General features: G+C 71.3%; 10 protein-coding genes. 1 reads left to right on the top strand and 9 read right to left on the bottom strand.

Features of this window, described 5'->3' with window-relative positions; genetic code table 11:
- Positions 1–297: 297 nt before the first annotated feature.
- The 9 genes from ACZ7RU_RS35845 to eccD form a co-directional block, all read right to left on the bottom strand.
- Positions 298–1,983 carry a ribonuclease J gene (locus ACZ7RU_RS35845; RefSeq protein WP_470345190.1) on the bottom strand — a complete coding sequence of 562 codons (1,686 nt, stop codon included), beginning with the start codon at positions 1,981–1,983 and terminating at the stop codon, positions 298–300.
- A 168-nt stretch (positions 1,984–2,151) separates the two neighbouring features.
- Entirely contained in the window at positions 2,152–3,051 is a 900-nt protein-coding gene (gene dapA, locus ACZ7RU_RS35840) for a 4-hydroxy-tetrahydrodipicolinate synthase (RefSeq protein ID WP_470345189.1), read from the bottom strand.
- Positions 3,052–3,265: 214 nt separating this feature from the next.
- On the bottom strand, positions 3,266–3,997 hold the full coding sequence (thyX, locus tag ACZ7RU_RS35835) for an FAD-dependent thymidylate synthase (RefSeq protein ID WP_470345188.1): 732 nt from the start codon (positions 3,995–3,997) through the stop codon (positions 3,266–3,268).
- Complete coding sequence (locus tag ACZ7RU_RS35830) at positions 3,994–4,452, bottom strand: tetratricopeptide repeat protein (RefSeq protein ID WP_470345187.1); 459 nt, start codon at positions 4,450–4,452, stop codon at positions 3,994–3,996. Before ACZ7RU_RS35830 ends, thyX begins: the two co-directional genes overlap by 4 nt.
- Before the next feature lie 25 nt (positions 4,453–4,477).
- Complete coding sequence (dapB, locus tag ACZ7RU_RS35825) at positions 4,478–5,224, bottom strand: 4-hydroxy-tetrahydrodipicolinate reductase (RefSeq protein WP_470345186.1); 747 nt, start codon at positions 5,222–5,224, stop codon at positions 4,478–4,480.
- Between the two features lie 32 nt (positions 5,225–5,256).
- Positions 5,257–6,609 (bottom strand): M16 family metallopeptidase, encoded by a 1,353-nt coding sequence (locus ACZ7RU_RS35820; RefSeq protein ID WP_470345185.1) that lies wholly within the window; start codon positions 6,607–6,609, stop codon positions 5,257–5,259.
- A gap of 119 nt (positions 6,610–6,728) precedes the next feature.
- On the bottom strand, positions 6,729–8,936 hold the full coding sequence (locus ACZ7RU_RS35815) for a polyribonucleotide nucleotidyltransferase (protein WP_470345184.1): 2,208 nt from the start codon (positions 8,934–8,936) through the stop codon (positions 6,729–6,731).
- A gap of 455 nt (positions 8,937–9,391) precedes the next feature.
- Entirely contained in the window at positions 9,392–9,682 is a 291-nt protein-coding gene (gene rpsO / locus ACZ7RU_RS35810) for a 30S ribosomal protein S15 (protein ID WP_196952393.1), read from the bottom strand.
- A 202-nt stretch (positions 9,683–9,884) separates the two neighbouring features.
- Positions 9,885–11,342, bottom strand: a complete 1,458-nt coding sequence (gene eccD, locus ACZ7RU_RS35805; RefSeq protein ID WP_470345183.1) for a type VII secretion integral membrane protein EccD — start codon at positions 11,340–11,342, stop codon at positions 9,885–9,887.
- Positions 11,343–11,702: 360 nt separating this feature from the next.
- Between eccD and eccCa the strand changes: the two genes are divergently transcribed.
- Positions 11,703–15,647: a type VII secretion protein EccCa gene (gene eccCa / locus ACZ7RU_RS35800; RefSeq protein ID WP_470345182.1), complete on the top strand. Its 3,945-nt coding sequence runs from the start codon at positions 11,703–11,705 to the stop codon at positions 15,645–15,647.
- Positions 15,648–15,824: the final 177 nt, after the last annotated feature.

Here is a 15,824-nt window from a genome sequence, read left to right as displayed (position 1 = left end):
AAGGAACGGACGCTTCCTTCGGACTGCCTTCCGGCAGGCCCTCCGGGCTTCGTTCTTTCGTGTTCCCAGCTTATCAGACGTTTTCCGCTCCGTTTTCCGGAGTTTCAATTCATCCGATTTGCTTTCGCCTTTCGGCGCTCCCGAACTCTAGCAGAGTTTCTCGGTCCGTTTTCCCCGGTCGTTCTCGAATTCAGATTCGAGCCCGTTTCCGAGGGGCCGTCCCGTGGGGCAACCCGGAGAACACTACGCACCGGGTCGCCCCACGTCAAACCAGCCTCAGCCGGTGGTGAGCGAGCGTCAGACCTCGACCACGACCGGCAGGATCATCGGCCGGCGGCGGTAGTTGTCCGCGACCCACTTGCCGATGGTCCGGCGGACCAGCTGCTGCACCTGACGGGGGTCCAGTACGCCGTCGCTCGCCGAGCGGTCCAGTGCCTCCTGGAGCCTGGCGACCACCGGGACGAACGCGTTGTCGTCGATGCCGGAGCCGCGGGCCTGGATGCTCGGGCCGCCGATGATCTTGCCGTTGGCGGAATCGACCGCGACGAAGACCGAGATGAAGCCCTCCTCGCCGAGGATCCTGCGGTCCTTGAGCGAGGCCTCGGTGATGTCGCCGACCGAGGAGCCGTCCACGTAGACGTACCCGGCCTGCACCTTGCCGACGATCCGGGCGACGCCGCCCTCCAGGTCGACGCAGACGCCGTCCTCGGCGATGACCACACGGTTGCGCGGCACCCCGGTGGCGACGCCCAGCTCGGCGGCCGCGCGCAGGTGGCGCCACTCGCCGTGGACCGGCATCAGGTTGCGCGGCTTGCAGATGTTGAAGAAGTACAGCAGCTCGCCGGCCGACGCGTGGCCGGAGACGTGCACCTTGGCGTTGCCCTTGTGCACGACCTTGGCGCCCCAGCGGGTCAGGCCGTTGATCACCCGGTAGACGGCGTTCTCGTTGCCCGGGATGAGCGAGGAGGCCAGGACGACGGTGTCGCCCTCGACGATGCGGATCTGGTGGTCGCGGTTGGCCATCCGGGACAGCGCCGCCATCGGCTCGCCCTGCGAACCGGTGCAGATCAGCACGACCTGCTTGTCCGGCAGGTCGTCCAGCTGCTTGACGTCCACGACCATGTTGCCGGGGACCTTCAGGTAGCCGAGGTCACGGGCGATGCCCATGTTGCGGACCATCGAGCGGCCGACGAAGGCGACCTTCCGGCCGTACTCGTGGGCGGCGTCCAGCACCTGCTGGATGCGGTGCACGTGGCTCGCGAACGAGGCCACGATGATCCGCCGGTCGGCGTTCGCGAAGACGTTCCGCAGCGCCGCCGAGATGTCCCGCTCGTGCGGGATGAAGCCGGGGACCTCGGCGTTGGTGGAGTCCACCAGCAGCAGGTCCATGCCCTCCTCCGCCAGCTTGGCGAAGGTCGGCAGGTCGGTCAGGCGGCCGTCCAGCGGCAGCTGGTCCATCTTGAAGTCGCCGGTGGCCACGACCATGCCGGCGGGGGTGCGGACCGCCACCGCCAGGGCGTCCGGGATGGAGTGGTTGACCGCGATGAACTCGCAGTCGAAGGGGCCGATGCGCTCGCGCTCCCCCTCCTTGACCTCCAGCACGTACGGCCGGATGCGGTGCTCGGCGAGCTTCGCCTCGATCAGCGCCAGGGTCAGCTTGGAGCCGATCAGCGGGATGTCCGGGTTCTCCCGCAGGAGGAACGGGACGGCTCCGATGTGGTCCTCGTGCCCGTGGGTGAGGACGATGCCGTCGACCTTGTCGAGGCGGTCCCGGATGTAGGTGAAGTCCGGGAGGATCAGGTCCACGCCGGGCTGCTCGTCCTCGGGGAAGAGGACGCCGCAGTCGATGATCAGGATGCGGTCGCCGTACTCGAGGACCGTCATGTTGCGGCCGATCTCGCCGAGGCCGCCGAGCGGAGTGATGCGGAGGGCGCCCTCCTTCAGTGCCGGGGGCGCGCCGAGCTCGGGGTGCGGGTGGCTCAAAAGACTCTCCTCACGACGCACGCCACATGCCCGGGGTCCTCCCCCTGGAGACATATGGCGTGCGTACTCAGTGTCGTTTTCCTACTGGGTCTGTGCTCTCGCGCCTTCGGTCCGGTCCAGCGGCGGACCCTGGGGTCCGGCGAGCCGGGGCGCGCACGTCCGTGTCTGCTAGAGGTGTACCCCGCCGGAGGCGAGATCCTGCCTCAGTCGCTCGATCTCCTCGGGCGTCGCTCCGACCAGCGGCAGCCGCAGCGGGCCGGCCGGCAGGCCCTGGAGTTCCAGCGCCGCCTTGGTGAGGATCACGCCCTGGGTGCGGAACATACCGCTGAACACCGGCAGCAGACGCTGGTGGATGCTCGTGGCCTTGACCACATCACCCGCCAGGAAGGCCTCGATCATCGCCCGCAGGTCTCCCGCCACCACGTGCCCGACGACACTGACCACGCCGACGGCTCCGACGGACAGCAGCGGCAGGTTGAGGATGTCGTCGCCGGAGTACCAGGCGAGGTCGGCGCGGGCGATCGCCCAGGCCGCGGCGCCGAGGTCGCCCTTGGCGTCCTTGTTGGCGACGATCCGCGGGTGCTCGCCGAGGCGGACCAGCGTCTCGTGGCTCAGCGCGACCCCGCTGCGGCCCGGGATGTCGTACAGCATGACCGGCAGCCCGGTGGCGTCGGCGACGGCGGTGTTGTGCCGGTACAGGCCCTCCTGCGGGGGCTTGCTGTAGTACGGCGTGACGACCAGCAGGCCGTGCGCACCGGCGGCCTCCGCCTGCCGGGCCAGTTCGACGCTGTGGTGGGTGTCGTTGGTGCCGACGCCGGCCACCACGTGGGCGCGGTCCCCGACCGCCTCGACCACGGCGCGGACCAGCTGGGCCTTCTCGGCGTCGCTGGTGGTCGGGGACTCACCGGTGGTGCCGTTGACGACGAGGCCGTCGTTGCCGGAGTCCACGAGGTGCGTGGCGAGGCGCTGGGCGCCGTCGAGGTCGAGCGCGCCGTCGGCGGTGAACGGGGTGACCATCGCGGTCAGGACCCGGCCGAACGGCGTCTGGGGGGTGGAGGTCGGAGCCATGCGTCCAAAGCTACTCGTAGGCGGTGGGGCGTTACCCATGCCGGTCCAGTGTTCGGACAGGTGTAGCGCGTCGGTGCGCGGACATGGGATCCCGGTGCTGCCCGCTCGGGGGTTCGGGCAGCACCGGAATCCGTGTTCACGAATGTAGGGAGCGGCTAGAAAAGCCGCAATCCAGACATGCCAGACACTCTGCCCATATGCCTGTCGTCCCAGGTCAGGGGGCGACTCGGCCGTGCTTCTCGAAGGCCGCATGGGTGAGCGGCATGAGCCGGGCCCAGTGCTCCTCCATCTGCTCGGCGACCATCTCGATCTCGCGCTGCGGGAAGGACGGCACCGCCGAGTTCTCCCGCCGGGTGCGCAGCGACAGGAAGTGCATCAGCGAGCGCGAGTTGCAGGTCGCGTACATCGAGGAGAACAGGCCCACCGGCAGCACCGCGCGGGCCACCTCGCGGGCCACCCCGGCGGCCAGCATCTCCTGGTAGCGGGCGTAGGCCTCGCGGTACGCGGCCTCCATCGCCCCGGTCGTGGTCCGGTGCTGCTCGGGCGTGCCCTCGTGGAACTCGTACTTGCCGGGGCGGCCCTGCTGGACCAGCTTGCGCTCCTCGCCCGGGACGTAGAAGACCGGCTGGAGCTCGCGGTAGCGGCCGGACTCCTCGTTGTACGACCAGCCGCTGCGGTGCCGGTGGAACTCCCGGAACACGAAGATCGGCGCGCTGATGAAGAAGGTCATCGAGTTGTGCTCGAAGGGCGTGCCGTGCCGGTCGCGCATCAGGAAGTTGATCAGGCCCTTGGACTTCTCCGGGTCCTGCTGGAGGGCCTCCAGGGACTGCTCGCCCGCGGTCGAGACCCGGGCCGCCCAGATGACGTCCGAGTCGGCGGCGGCGCTGCGGACCAGCTCCACCGTCACGTCGCTGCGGAAGCTGGGGGCCGTCGGTTCGTCGCTCACGCGTTACTCCTTGCGGGTTCGGTGCTGTGCAGCTTGATGGCGTGCTGCATGGTCTTGCGGGCGCGCGGGGTGTCGCCGGCGTCGGCGTAGGCCACGGCGAGGCGGAACCAGACCCGCCAGTCGCCCGGCGCGTCCCGGGCCTCGGCCTGGCGGCGGGCGAACACCGCGTCGGCCGAGGCCCGGTCGATCCGCCCGCCCTTGCTGCGCTTCAGCTCGTCCACCGGCAGGCCGCCCTCGGCCTCCAGCTCGCGGGCCAGCCGCTCGCTGTCCCGGCCGAAGCGGACGGTCTGGCGCAGGAACCAGACGCCGATCACCGGGATCACGAAGGCGCAGACCCCGATGCCGATGCCGAGCGGCTTGCCGGTCGCGATCAGCTGGACGCCCTCGCCCACGCAGACCAGGGCGACCAGCAGCAGCACGCCGGACAGGACGAAGAATCCGGTACGGGAGGTCATGACGCGCTCCTGGGGATCGGCACGGTCACAGGTCCAGGAAGTGTTCGAGGCCGAAGGTCAGCCCCGGCGTGTCGACGACCTTGCGCACGCCCAGCAGGATGCCCGGCATGAAGCTGCTGTGGTGCAGCGAGTCGTGCCGGATGGTGAGCGTCTCGCCGGTGTCGCCGAACATCACCTGCTGGTGGGCGAGCAGGCCGCGCAGCCGCACCGCGTGCACCGGCACCCCGTCCACGTCGGCGCCGCGCGCGCCGGGCAGGCTGTGGGTGGTCGGATCCTGCTGCGGCGGGCGGCCGGCCTCGGCCCGGGCCGCGGCGATCAGCTGGGCGGTGCGGGTGGCGGTGCCGCTGGGGGCGTCGGCCTTGCGGTCGTGGTGCAGCTCGACCACCTCGACCGACTCGAAGTACCGGGCGGCGACCTGGGAGAACTTCATGCCGAGGATGGCGCCGATGGAGAAGTTCGGCGCGATCAGCAGGCCGAGCTCCGGGGCCTCGTCCAGCCAGCCGCGGACGGTGGCGAGCCGCTCGTCCGTCCAGCCGGTGGTGCCGGTGACCACGTGGATGCCGTGGTGCAGGCAGTAGTCCAGGTTCCCCATCACCGAGTCCGGGTGGGTCAGCTCGACCGCGACCTGCGCCCCCGCCTCGGTCAGCTCCTGCGGCTTCGACCCGCGGCCGAGGGTGGCGACCAGCTCCAGGTCCGGTGCGGCCTCGACGGCCTTGACCGCCTCGGAGCCGATCCGTCCCCCGGCGCCGATCACGGCGACACGCAGCGTCATAGCAAAATTCCTCTCACCCGGAAATCGGCGGATCAGACCAGCAGATCGGCGAGCTTGGCGGCCCGCTTGTCGTTGACCGGGCCGATCAGGGCGAGCGACGGCCGGTACGCGCCCAGCACATCACGGGCCACCGCGTGGACGTCCTCCAGGGTCACCGACGCGATCCGCTCCAGCATCTCGTCCACCGACAGGTGGTGCCCGTAGCTGAGCTCGGCCTTGCCGATCCGGTTCATCAGCGAGCCGGTGTCCTCCATGCCGAGCACGGTGGAACCGGAGATCTGGCCGATCGCCCGCCGCAGCTCCTCCTCGGTGATGCCCTCCTCGACCACCTTGGCCAGCTCGGCGCGGCAGATCCGCAGCACCTCCTCGACCCGCTTGGGCTGGCAGCCGGCGTAGATGCCGAACAGGCCGCTGTCCGCGTAGGACGAGGAGTACGAGTAGACCGAGTACGCCAGGCCGCGCTTCTCCCGGATCTCCTGGAACAGCCGGGAGCTCATCCCGCCGCCCAGCGCCGCGTTGAGCACGCCCATCGCCCAGCGGCGCTCGTCGTGCCGCGGCACGCCGGGCACGCCCAGCACCAGGTGGGCCTGCTCGGTGGAGCGGTTGAGCACCTCGACCCGGCCGGCCGTGCGCAGCGCCTTCACGCCGCGGCGGGCCTCGGCGGGGGCGGCGGTGGAGGCCGCCAGCACCGGCGCGAAGGCCTGCTCGACCTGCTTGACCACCTTGCGGTGGTCGAGGTTGCCGGCCGCGGCGACGACCAGGTGCTCGGGCCGGTAGCGGCGGCGGTAGAAGCCGGCGATCTGGTCCCGGGTGAGCGTCCTGATGGTCTCCTGGGTGCCGAGGATCGGGCGGCCGAGCGGGCCGCTGCCGAAGATCACCTTGGCGAACAGGTCGTGCACCACGTCGCCCGGGTCGTCCTCGGCCATCGCCATCTCCTCCAGGATGACGCCGCGCTCGGCCTCGACGTCCTCCGGGCGGATCAGCGAACCGGTGAGCATGTCGCAGACCACGTCGATGGCCAGCGGCAGGTCGGTGTCCAGGACCCGGGCGTAGTAGCAGGTGTTCTCCTTCGCGGTGAAGGCGTTCATCTCGCCGCCGACCGCGTCCAGGGCGGCCGAGATGTCCAGCGCGCTGCGCCGCTCGGTGCCCTTGAAGAGCAGGTGCTCCAGGTAGTGGGTGGCGCCGTTGAGCTGCGGGGTCTCGTCCCGCGACCCGACGCCGACCCAGATGCCGAAGGTCGCGGAGCGCACCGTCGGCAGGGTTTCGGTGACGACCCGAAGGCCGCCGGGGAGCACGGTGCGGCGCACCGTGCCGGCGCCGTCGACGCCCTTGAGCAGGGTCCGGGTGGTGCCGGGACGCTGCTTTACCGCCGGGGCCTGCGCCACGGGGGGTACCTCCAGAGGAAACGCACGCGCGGAAGGCACGTACGGACGAACACGTGGACAACGGGGTGCGGCCCGCACGCCGGGAGGCGTACGGGCCGCGGGGGTCAGCTAGCGGCGCTTCACTCGGAAGCGGCCTCGCCGCCCTCCTCGCCCTCGACGACCGGGATCAGCGAGAGCTTGCCGCGCGGGTCGATCTCGGCGATCTCGACCTGGACCTTGGCGCCGACGCCGAGGACGTCCTCGACGTTCTCCACGCGCTTGCCGCCGGCCAGCTTGCGGATCTGCGAGATGTGCAGCAGGCCGTCCTTGCCCGGCATCAGCGACACGAACGCGCCGAACGTCGTGGTCTTGACCACGGTGCCCAGGTAGCGCTCGCCGACCTCCGGCATGGTCGGGTTGGCGATCTGGTTGATCGTGGTGCGGGCGGCCTCGGCGGCCGGGCCGTCGGCGGCACCGATGTAGATGGTGCCGTCGTCCTCGATCGTGATCTCGGCGCCGGTGTCCTCCTGGATCTGGTTGATCATCTTGCCCTTGGGGCCGATGACCTCACCGATCTTGTCCACCGGGATCTTGATGGTGATGATGCGCGGCGCGTTCGGGGACATCTCGTCGGGCGAGTCGATGGCCTCGTTCATCACGTCGAGGATGTGCAGGCGGGCGTCCTTGGCCTGCTTCAGCGCGGCGGCGAGCACCGACGCCGGGATGCCGTTCAGCTTGGTGTCCAGCTGGAGGGCGGTGATGAAGTTGCGGGTACCGGCGACCTTGAAGTCCATGTCGCCGTACGCGTCCTCGGCGCCGAGGATGTCGGTCAGCGTGACGTAGTGGGTCTCGCCGTCGATCTCCTGGGAGATCAGGCCCATGGCGATGCCGGCGACGGCGGCCTTCAGCGGCACACCGGCGTTCAGCAGCGACATGGTCGAGGCGCAGACCGAGCCCATCGAGGTGGAGCCGTTGGAGCTGAGCGCCTCGGAGACCTGGCGGATGGCGTACGGGAACTCCTCGCGGGTCGGCAGCACCGGCAGCAGGGCGCGCTCGGCCAGCGCGCCGTGGCCGATCTCGCGGCGCTTGGGCGAGCCCACGCGGCCGGTCTCACCGACGGAGTACGGCGGGAAGTTGTAGTTGTGCATGTAGCGGCGGCGCGTCTCCGGGGAGAGCGTGTCCAGCTGCTGCTCCATGCGCAGCATGTTCAGCGTGGTGACGCCCAGGATCTGGGTCTCGCCGCGCTCGAACAGGGCCGAGCCGTGCACCCGCGGGATGGCCTCGACCTCGGCGGCCAGGGTGCGGATGTCGGTGACGCCGCGGCCGTCGATGCGGATCTTGTCCTTGATGACGCGCTCGCGGACGATCTTCTTGGTCAGCGCGTTGTAGGCGGCGCTGATCTCCTTCTCGCGGCCCTCGAACTCGGGCAGCAGCTTCTCGGCGGCCAGCGCCTTGACGCGGTCCAGCTCGTTGTTGCGCTCCTGCTTGCCCGCGATGGTCAGGGCCTGGGCGAGCTCGTCCTTGACGGCGGCGGTCAGCGCGGCGAGGACGTCGTCCTGGTAGTCCAGGAAGACCGGGAACTCGCCGGTCGGCTTGGCGGCCTGGGCGGCCAGCTGGGACTGCGCGGCGCACAGGACCTTGATGAACGGCTTCGCGGCCTCCAGGCCGGAGGCGACGACCTCCTCGGTCGGCGCGTCGGCGCCGCCCTCGACCAGCTTGACGGTCTTGTCGGTGGCCTCGGCCTCGACCATCATGATCGCGACGTCGCCGTCCGGCAGGACGCGACCGGCGACGACCATGTCGAAGACGGCCGACTCCAGCTCGCTGTGGGTCGGGAAGGCGACCCACTGGCCGTTGATCAGCGCGACGCGCACGCCGCCGATCGGGCCGGAGAACGGCAGGCCCGCCAGCTGGGTGGAGGCGGAGGCGGCGTTGATGGCGACCACGTCGTACAGGTGGTCGGGGTTGAGCGCCATCACGGTGACGACGACCTGGACCTCGTTGCGCAGGCCCTTGACGAAGGACGGGCGCAGCGGGCGGTCGATCAGGCGGCAGGTGAGGATCGCGTCCTCGGAGGGCCGGCCCTCGCGACGGAAGAACGAGCCGGGGATGCGGCCCGCGGCGTACATCCGCTCCTCGACGTCCACGGTCAGCGGGAAGAAGTCGAAGTGCTCCTTCGGCTGCTTGGACGCGCTGGTGGCCGACAGCACCATGGTGTCGTCGTCCAGGTAGGCCACGGCGGAACCGGCGGCCTGACGGGCCAGGCGGCCCGTCTCGAAGCGGATGGTACGGGTGCCGAAGGAACCGTTGTCGATCACGGCCTCGGCGTAGAACACGTTCTCTTCCACCTGGAAGATCTCCTCTTTCGTACGTTCTCCGGGAGAGCGTCCCCGCGTCACTGCTGCGGTGGGCCCCGGGCCCTCCTCGGGGAGGGCGGCAGTCGGGCCGGTCTTCGATCGAAGCCTCCGGAATGCCCCGCTCGGTCTGCGGGGGTTCCGACGGCCACTACCGAGGACCGGCGCCTCACGGCTGCCGGGCCGGGAAGGGCGGTCCGCGTCTGGACGCTCTCTCGGATGCGGGCGGCTTCCGTTTGAAGCCTTCGTCCCGCGGGGGGTTCGGGTCCTGCTGCCCGGGTGGCGCGCTGGTGCGCCATCACCCGGCATGCCCACAACCCTACGGTGCAATCCTCGGCCACCTGGGGAGGTGCGCGCGAGTTGTTATCTGCGGGCGCCGCGGTTCAACCACCGCGGCATACGCGCGAGGGGCGGCTCCCCGGTGTGGGGAGCCGCCCCGAGCGGCGGTCTTAGCGGGCGCCGCCGGCGGCACCGCGGCGGATGCCCAGGCGGTCGACGAGCGTACGGAAGCGCTCGATGTCCTTCTTGGCCAGGTACTGGAGCAGGCGACGACGCTGGCCGACCAGGATCAGCAGGCCACGACGCGAGTGGTGGTCGTGCTTGTGGGTCTTGAGGTGCTCGGTCAGGTCCGAGATGCGACGGGAGAGCATGGCCACCTGGACCTCGGGGGAGCCGGTGTCGCCCTCCTTCTGGCCGAACTCGGCGATGATCTGCTTCTTGACGTCAGAGGCGAGAGCCACTGCAACTCCTTCGGGGTCTACCGAGCGGTCCTGGTCGACAACACAGGACTCATCGAGAACTCGGTGTCGCGAGCGCGGCCCGCACTCCGCGGCCCACGAGGGACGGTGGACGGACGGCTGCGCTCGGAGGCCAAGCGTACCAGTGCCGCCCACCCGGCCGTCCGGCGGGCCGGGTGGGCGGCACTCGGGGTGGCTGCCCGGGTCAGCTGGTGGCGCCGCGGACCAGCCGGTAGATGTCCAGCACGGCGAGCGCCAGCGGGACCAGCGAGATCAGGGTGAGGCTGTCCACCAGGTCCAGGATGCGCCCCCAGAACGGGGAGACCCCGAGCCGCGGCACCACCAGGGCGATCGCGGTGAGCAGCGCGGCGCCGAAGGCGATGGAGCCGGTCAGCCAGATCGTCCGCAGGTCGAGCTCGGTGGTGGAACCGGCCACCCGCAGGAAGAACTGCGGGGTGTGCAGGGAGAGCCCGACGATCAGCAGGCTCAGGCCGAGCAGGCCGGCCACGGTGAGGCTGAGCACCTGCGCGGTGTAGCGGAACAGCCGGGCGCGCAGCATGGTGGTCAGGCCCAGGGCGAGCGCGAGCAGCTCGGGGAAGGTCTCGTCGGTGAAGCCGAGGACGGCGCAGGCGCCGACCACGACCGCGGCGCAGCCGCCGACCAGGCCGACCAGCACCTCGTGGCCGCGGCGGGCCTGGTGCGCGATCTTCTCGTACTGGACGGCCTCGGCGCGCTCGGCCTCCTCGTCGTAGTCGCGGCTGCGGGTGCGGGTCTGGCCGGGGGCGCTGAAGCCGACCGGCAGCCGGGCGAAGCGGGCGGAGAGGCTGGGCAGGAAGCCGACCACGGCGACGGCGGCGACCCCGGTGACGGCGGCGATGTGCCCGGCCGGGGTCTCGGGCAGCAGGACGGCCGCGAAGGTGGCGAGCGCGCCGGCGGTGGAGACCAGGGCGGCGGCCACGAACACCGCGTCCCTCTCCGGCAGCAGGCCGGCCAGCAGCACGGCGACCACCAGGACGGCGACGCAGCCGGCCAGGAACTGGAGCCGGCCGGGACCGTCCCACGGGTGGGCGACGGCGATGAGGCCGCTGCCGCCGATCATGGCGTGCGGCAGCGCGCCGAGGCCGAGCGCGACGGCCGCGTGGGCGTCCTGGTAGACCCGGGCGCGCACCCCGGCGAGCGCGGTCAGCACGACGGCGGTGACGCCGGCCAGGACGCCGGGCAGGCCGTGCATGTCGTGGCGCAGGTCGGAGAACCAGAGCGCGAAGCCGAGCAGGGTGAGCAGCACCCCGGCGCCGATCAGGCCGAAGCCGCGCATCAGCTCGGCGGTCCAGAACCGGCGGTCGGCCTCGACGGCGCTGGCGATCGCGTCGGCGACGTCGTCGTAGACGGCCGGCGGGAGCGACTCGGCGAAGGGCCGCAGCGCCAGCAGGTCGCCGTCGCGGACCTGCTGGGCGGCCAGCGGCAGCCCGCTGTCGAGCACCGTGCCGTCGCGGCGGACCAGGTGGAAGCCGGTGGGGGTGCCGTCGGGCTGGCTCTGGTTGGCCAGCCGCAGCACCTCGGGATAGACGTCCGCGAGCGGGACGTCCTCGGGCAGGGCGACGTCGATCCGGCGGTCCGGGGCGACGACGGTCACCCGGCAGTAGCCCGTCGCGGCGGCGCTCATGCGCCCACCTCGCAGCGCTCGCCCATGAGGGCCCCCACCTCGATCCTTCGACGCACTTGGCGCTCCCCCTTGTTGACGGTGCCGAGGCACGGCGGCACTCGGTGTTGCTGTGGAACCGGCCCGACCGGGCCGCGAGTTGGCGCGGCGTTACCCTACCCGTTCGGTTCGTGTCCGGTGCCGGTGCGTACCGGGCCCTGGCGGGCGGTGCGGGAGCGACCGTTAGGATCGGCGCCTGCGCAAAGGTACGGGGGCTGCGCTGGGTGGGGCGTCCTCAGCCACCGGATTCCCGTACGGACCGTACGCATATCGCATGAGGGCTGATGCCGAAGTGATCGATCGACGCCGCGGGGTGGATGACACATGGGTGTGATCACGGTCAAGCGACCGGCCAGGGCGTATCCGCCCACCGTGCCGGACGAACCGGTGGAGCTGGTGAGCCCGCCCGAACTGCCCCGGCAGGGCGGCGAGGACTGGTTGATGAGCCTCCTGCCGATGATGGGCATGGGCGGCTCGGCGGTGTTCTTCTTCTCGCCGGGCGCCGCGGCGCCGATGAAGATCATGGGCGGTCTGATGATCGCCTCGACGCTCGGCATGGCGCTGGCGCAGATCGTCCGGGCCCGCAAGGGCGGTTCGACCGCGATGGCCGACGAGCGGCGCGACTACCTGAAGTACCTCCAGCAGACCCGCCGCCAGGTGCGCCGCACGGCGGAGCGCCAGCGCGGTGCGCTGCTGTTCCTGAACCCGGCGCCGGACCAGCTCTGGTCGATCGTCGAGGACGGCCGGCGGCTGTGGGAACGGCGCACCGGGGACGGCGACTTCGCCCAGATCCGGGTGGGCCTCGGGCCGGTGCAGCTGTCCACGCCGCTGGTGGCGCCGCAGACCGCGCCGATGGACGAGCTGGAGCCGCTGTCGGCGGCCGCGATGCACTCCTTCCTGAAGGCGCACGGCACCCTCCAGGACCTGCCGCTGGCGGTCTCGCTGCGGGCCTTCTACCACATCACGGTGTGCGGGGACCCGGACTCGGTGTACGGGAACGTGCGCGCGATGATCGCCCAGCTGACCACCCTGCACTCGCCGGACGACCTGATGGTGGCGGTCGCGGCCGCGCCCGGTGCGGCCGAGGAGTGGGAGTGGACCAAGTGGCTCCCGCACAACCAGCACCGCAAGGAGGCCGACGGCGCGGGCTCGCGCCGGCTGTTCGCGAGCGACCTGGGCGACCTCGAGTACCTGCTCCAGGACGAACTGGCCGGCCGCCAGCGCTTCGTGCGGGAGGTGGCCCCGCCGGCCGACCAGCCGCACCTGGTGGTCGTCATGGACGGCGCCGGGGTGCCCCACGACTCGCTGCTGGCGAGCCCGGAGGGCGTGCAGGGCGTGACGGTCATCGAGGTGGTGCCGGGCGAGGTCGACGAGCCCAGCGGGCACCTGATGATCACGGTCGGCGCCGAGGAGCTGGTGCTGCGCTCGGCCTCCGGCGCGACGTACACCGGCAAGCCGGACCTGCTCTCGGTGTGGCAGTCCGAGGCGCTGGCGCGGCAGTTGGCGCCGTACCGGATCTCGGCCGGCGGGGACGACGAACCGCTGCTGTCCAACCTCGACTTCACCGACATGATGGGCTCGGGCGACCCGGGCTCCTTCGACGTGGCCCGCAGCTGGCGCCCGCGCGCCCAGCACGAGCGGATGCGGGTGCCGATCGGTGTCGGCGCCAACGGCGAGCACGTCTACCTGGACATCAAGGAGGCCGCGCTGGAGGGCATGGGCCCGCACGGCCTGTGCGTGGGCGCGACCGGTTCCGGCAAGTCGGAGCTGCTGCGCACGCTGGTGCTGGCGCTGGCGATGACCCACTCCTCGGAGATCCTGAACTTCGTCCTCGCCGACTTCAAGGGCGGTGCGACCTTCTCCGGCATGGCGGACATGCCGCACACCTCCGCGGTGATCACCAACCTGGAGGGCGAGCTCACCCTGGTCGACCGCATGCGCGACGCGATCGAGGGCGAGCTGCACCGCCGCCAGGAGCTGCTGCGCTCGGCGGGCAACTACGCCAACATCCACGAGTACGAGCGGGCCCGGGCGGCCGGCGCGGCGCTGGACCCGCTGCCCTCGCTGGTGCTGATCATCGACGAGTTCTCCGAGCTCCTCAGCGCCAAGCCCGACTTCATCGAGATGTTCATCCAGATCGGCCGGATCGGCCGTTCGCTGGGCGTGCACCTGCTGCTGGCCTCGCAGCGCCTGGAGGAGGGCAAGCTGCGCGGCCTGGACACCTACCTCTCGTACCGGATCGGTCTGCGCACCTTCTCGGCGGCGGAGTCCCGGGCCGCGATCGGCGTGCCGGACGCCTACCACCTGCCGCCGGTGCCGGGTGTCGGCTACCTCAAGTTCGGCGAGGACGTGATGGACCGGTTCAAGGCCGCCTACGTCTCGGGGCCCTACCGGGCGCCGGGGCAGCAGCGGTCGACCGGCGGGCGGCGGGTCAACGCCCGCCCGGTGGAGTTCACCGCGGCCTTCGTCGACCTGCCGGACCAGGTGGAGGAGGAGGTCGCGCCGCAGATCCCGGAGCAGGACGACGCGCTGGTGGACACCGTGCTGGACGTGTTCGTCCAGCGGATGTCCGGCCAGGGCCCGGCCGCGCACCAGGTGTGGCTGCCGCCGCTGGAGGAGGCGCCGACCATGGACCACCTGCTGCCGCCGTTGCAGGTCGTGCCGGAGCGCGGACTGACCGCGCCCGGCTACCCGGCGGGCCGGCTGCGGGTGCCGATCGGCATCGTGGACAAGCCGCGCGAGCAGAAGACGGACATCCTGGAGGTCGACTACGCGGGGGCGGCCGGCCACGGCCTGATCGTGGGCGGCCCGCGCTCCGGCAAGTCGACCGTGGTGCGCACCACGGTGGCCTCCTTCGGCCTCACCCACACCCCGCTGGAGGTGCAGTTCTACCTGCTCGACTTCGGTGCGGGCAGCTTCCAGTCGCTGGCCGGGCTGCCGCACGTCGGCGGGGTGGCCGGGCGCCTGGACGTGGACAAGGTGCGCCGGATGGTCTCCGAGGTGCACGGCGTGCTGAACCGGCGCGAGGAGCTGTTCCGGGTCGCCGGGATCGACACCATCGCCACCTACCGGGCCCGCCGGGCGGCCGGCCAGCTGCCGGACGAGGCCTTCGGCGACGTCTTCCTGGTGATCGACGGCTGGAACACCTTCAAGCAGGAGTTCGAGGGCCTGGAGCCGGTCATCGGCGACATCGCCCAGCGCGGCCTCGGCTACGGCGTGCACCTGGTCATCACCGCGGCGCGGTACGCCGAGGTGCGCCCGGCGCTGAAGGACCTGCTGCAGAACCGGACCGAGCTGAAGCTCGGTGACGCGATGGAGTCCGAGGTCGACCGCCGGGTGGCGCAGAACGTCCCGCCGCTGGCCGGGCGCGGCATCACCCCGGAGCGGCTGCACTTCCTGTCCGGCCTGCCGCGGCTGGACGGCTCCTCCACGGTGGACGACCTCCAGAACGGCGTGGCCGGGCTGGTCAGCGCCATCGACGGGGCCTGGAGCGGCCCGCGCGCCCCGCAGGTCCGGATGCTGCCGGCCGTCCTGGACGGCCACTCGCTGCCGAAGGGCTTCGAGCACCCCGAGCGCGGCGTCGCCTTCGGCGTGGACGAGGCGGAGCTGGCACCGGTCTTCGTCAACTTCGAGACCGACCCGCTGTTCATCGTCTTCGGCGACACCGAGTCCGGGAAGTCGGCGATGCTGCGGATGCTGATCAAGCAGATCACCGAGCGCTACACCCCGGACCAGGCGGGCATCGTGGTGGGCGACTACCGGCGCGCGCTGCTCGGCACCGTGCCGCCGGAGTACCTGGTGGAGTACGCGGCCGCGCAGCCGGCCATGGCGGCCATCGTCGACATGCTGCGCGGCGCCTGCTCGCGCCGTCTGCCGGGCCCGGACGTGACCGCCGAGCAGCTGCGCAACCGCAGCTGGTACAGCGGCAAGGACATGTTCGTGATCGTCGACGACTACGAGCTGGTCTCGACGAGTTCGGGCAACCCGCTGGCCCCGCTGGCCGAGTTCCTGCCGTTCGCCCGTGACATCGGCCTGCGGGTGATCGTGGCCCGCAGCGCGGGCGGCGCCGGCCGTTCGCTGTACGAGCCGGTGCTGCAACGGATGCGCGAGCTCGGCGGCCAGGGCGTGATCCTCTCCGGCAACCGGGACGAGGGCGCGCTGCTGGGGGCGGTCAAGCCGCAGGCGCTGCCGCCCGGCCGAGGGGTCTACGTGTCACGCCGCGTGACCAGCGGACAGATGGTCCAGACGGGCTGGCTGCCGGTGGCGTAGCCGCGCCGGTCGTCACGGACTGTGATCGAAGGGGTCGGACTCATGGAGTCCGGCCCCTTCGGCGTCCCAGGTTCCGAAACGTTACCTAGTTCTTTCCGGACGGGGGCTGCGGTTCCCGTACCCGGCCGGGGGGATTCCGGGCGTTTCGGGGGCACCTGGCGTGTCGCCGTCCACCCG

The sequence above is a fragment of the Kitasatospora sp. NPDC114501 genome, from assembly GCF_055633695.1.
The sequence above is the reverse complement of the archived record's forward strand: the minus strand, read 5'-3'. Positions and strand labels throughout refer to the sequence as shown.

Coding starts and splice junctions, on each gene's coding strand:
- eccD (WP_470345183.1), bottom strand. CDS start 11,342: ATGAGCGCCGCCGCGACGGGCTACTGCCGGGTGACCGTCGTCGCCCCG.
- dapB (WP_470345186.1), bottom strand. CDS start 5,224: ATGACGCTGCGTGTCGCCGTGATCGGCGCCGGGGGACGGATCGGCTCC.
- ACZ7RU_RS35830 (WP_470345187.1), bottom strand. CDS start 4,452: ATGACCTCCCGTACCGGATTCTTCGTCCTGTCCGGCGTGCTGCTGCTG.
- dapA (WP_470345189.1), bottom strand. CDS start 3,051: ATGGCTCCGACCTCCACCCCCCAGACGCCGTTCGGCCGGGTCCTGACC.
- eccCa (WP_470345182.1), top strand. CDS start 11,703: ATGGGTGTGATCACGGTCAAGCGACCGGCCAGGGCGTATCCGCCCACC.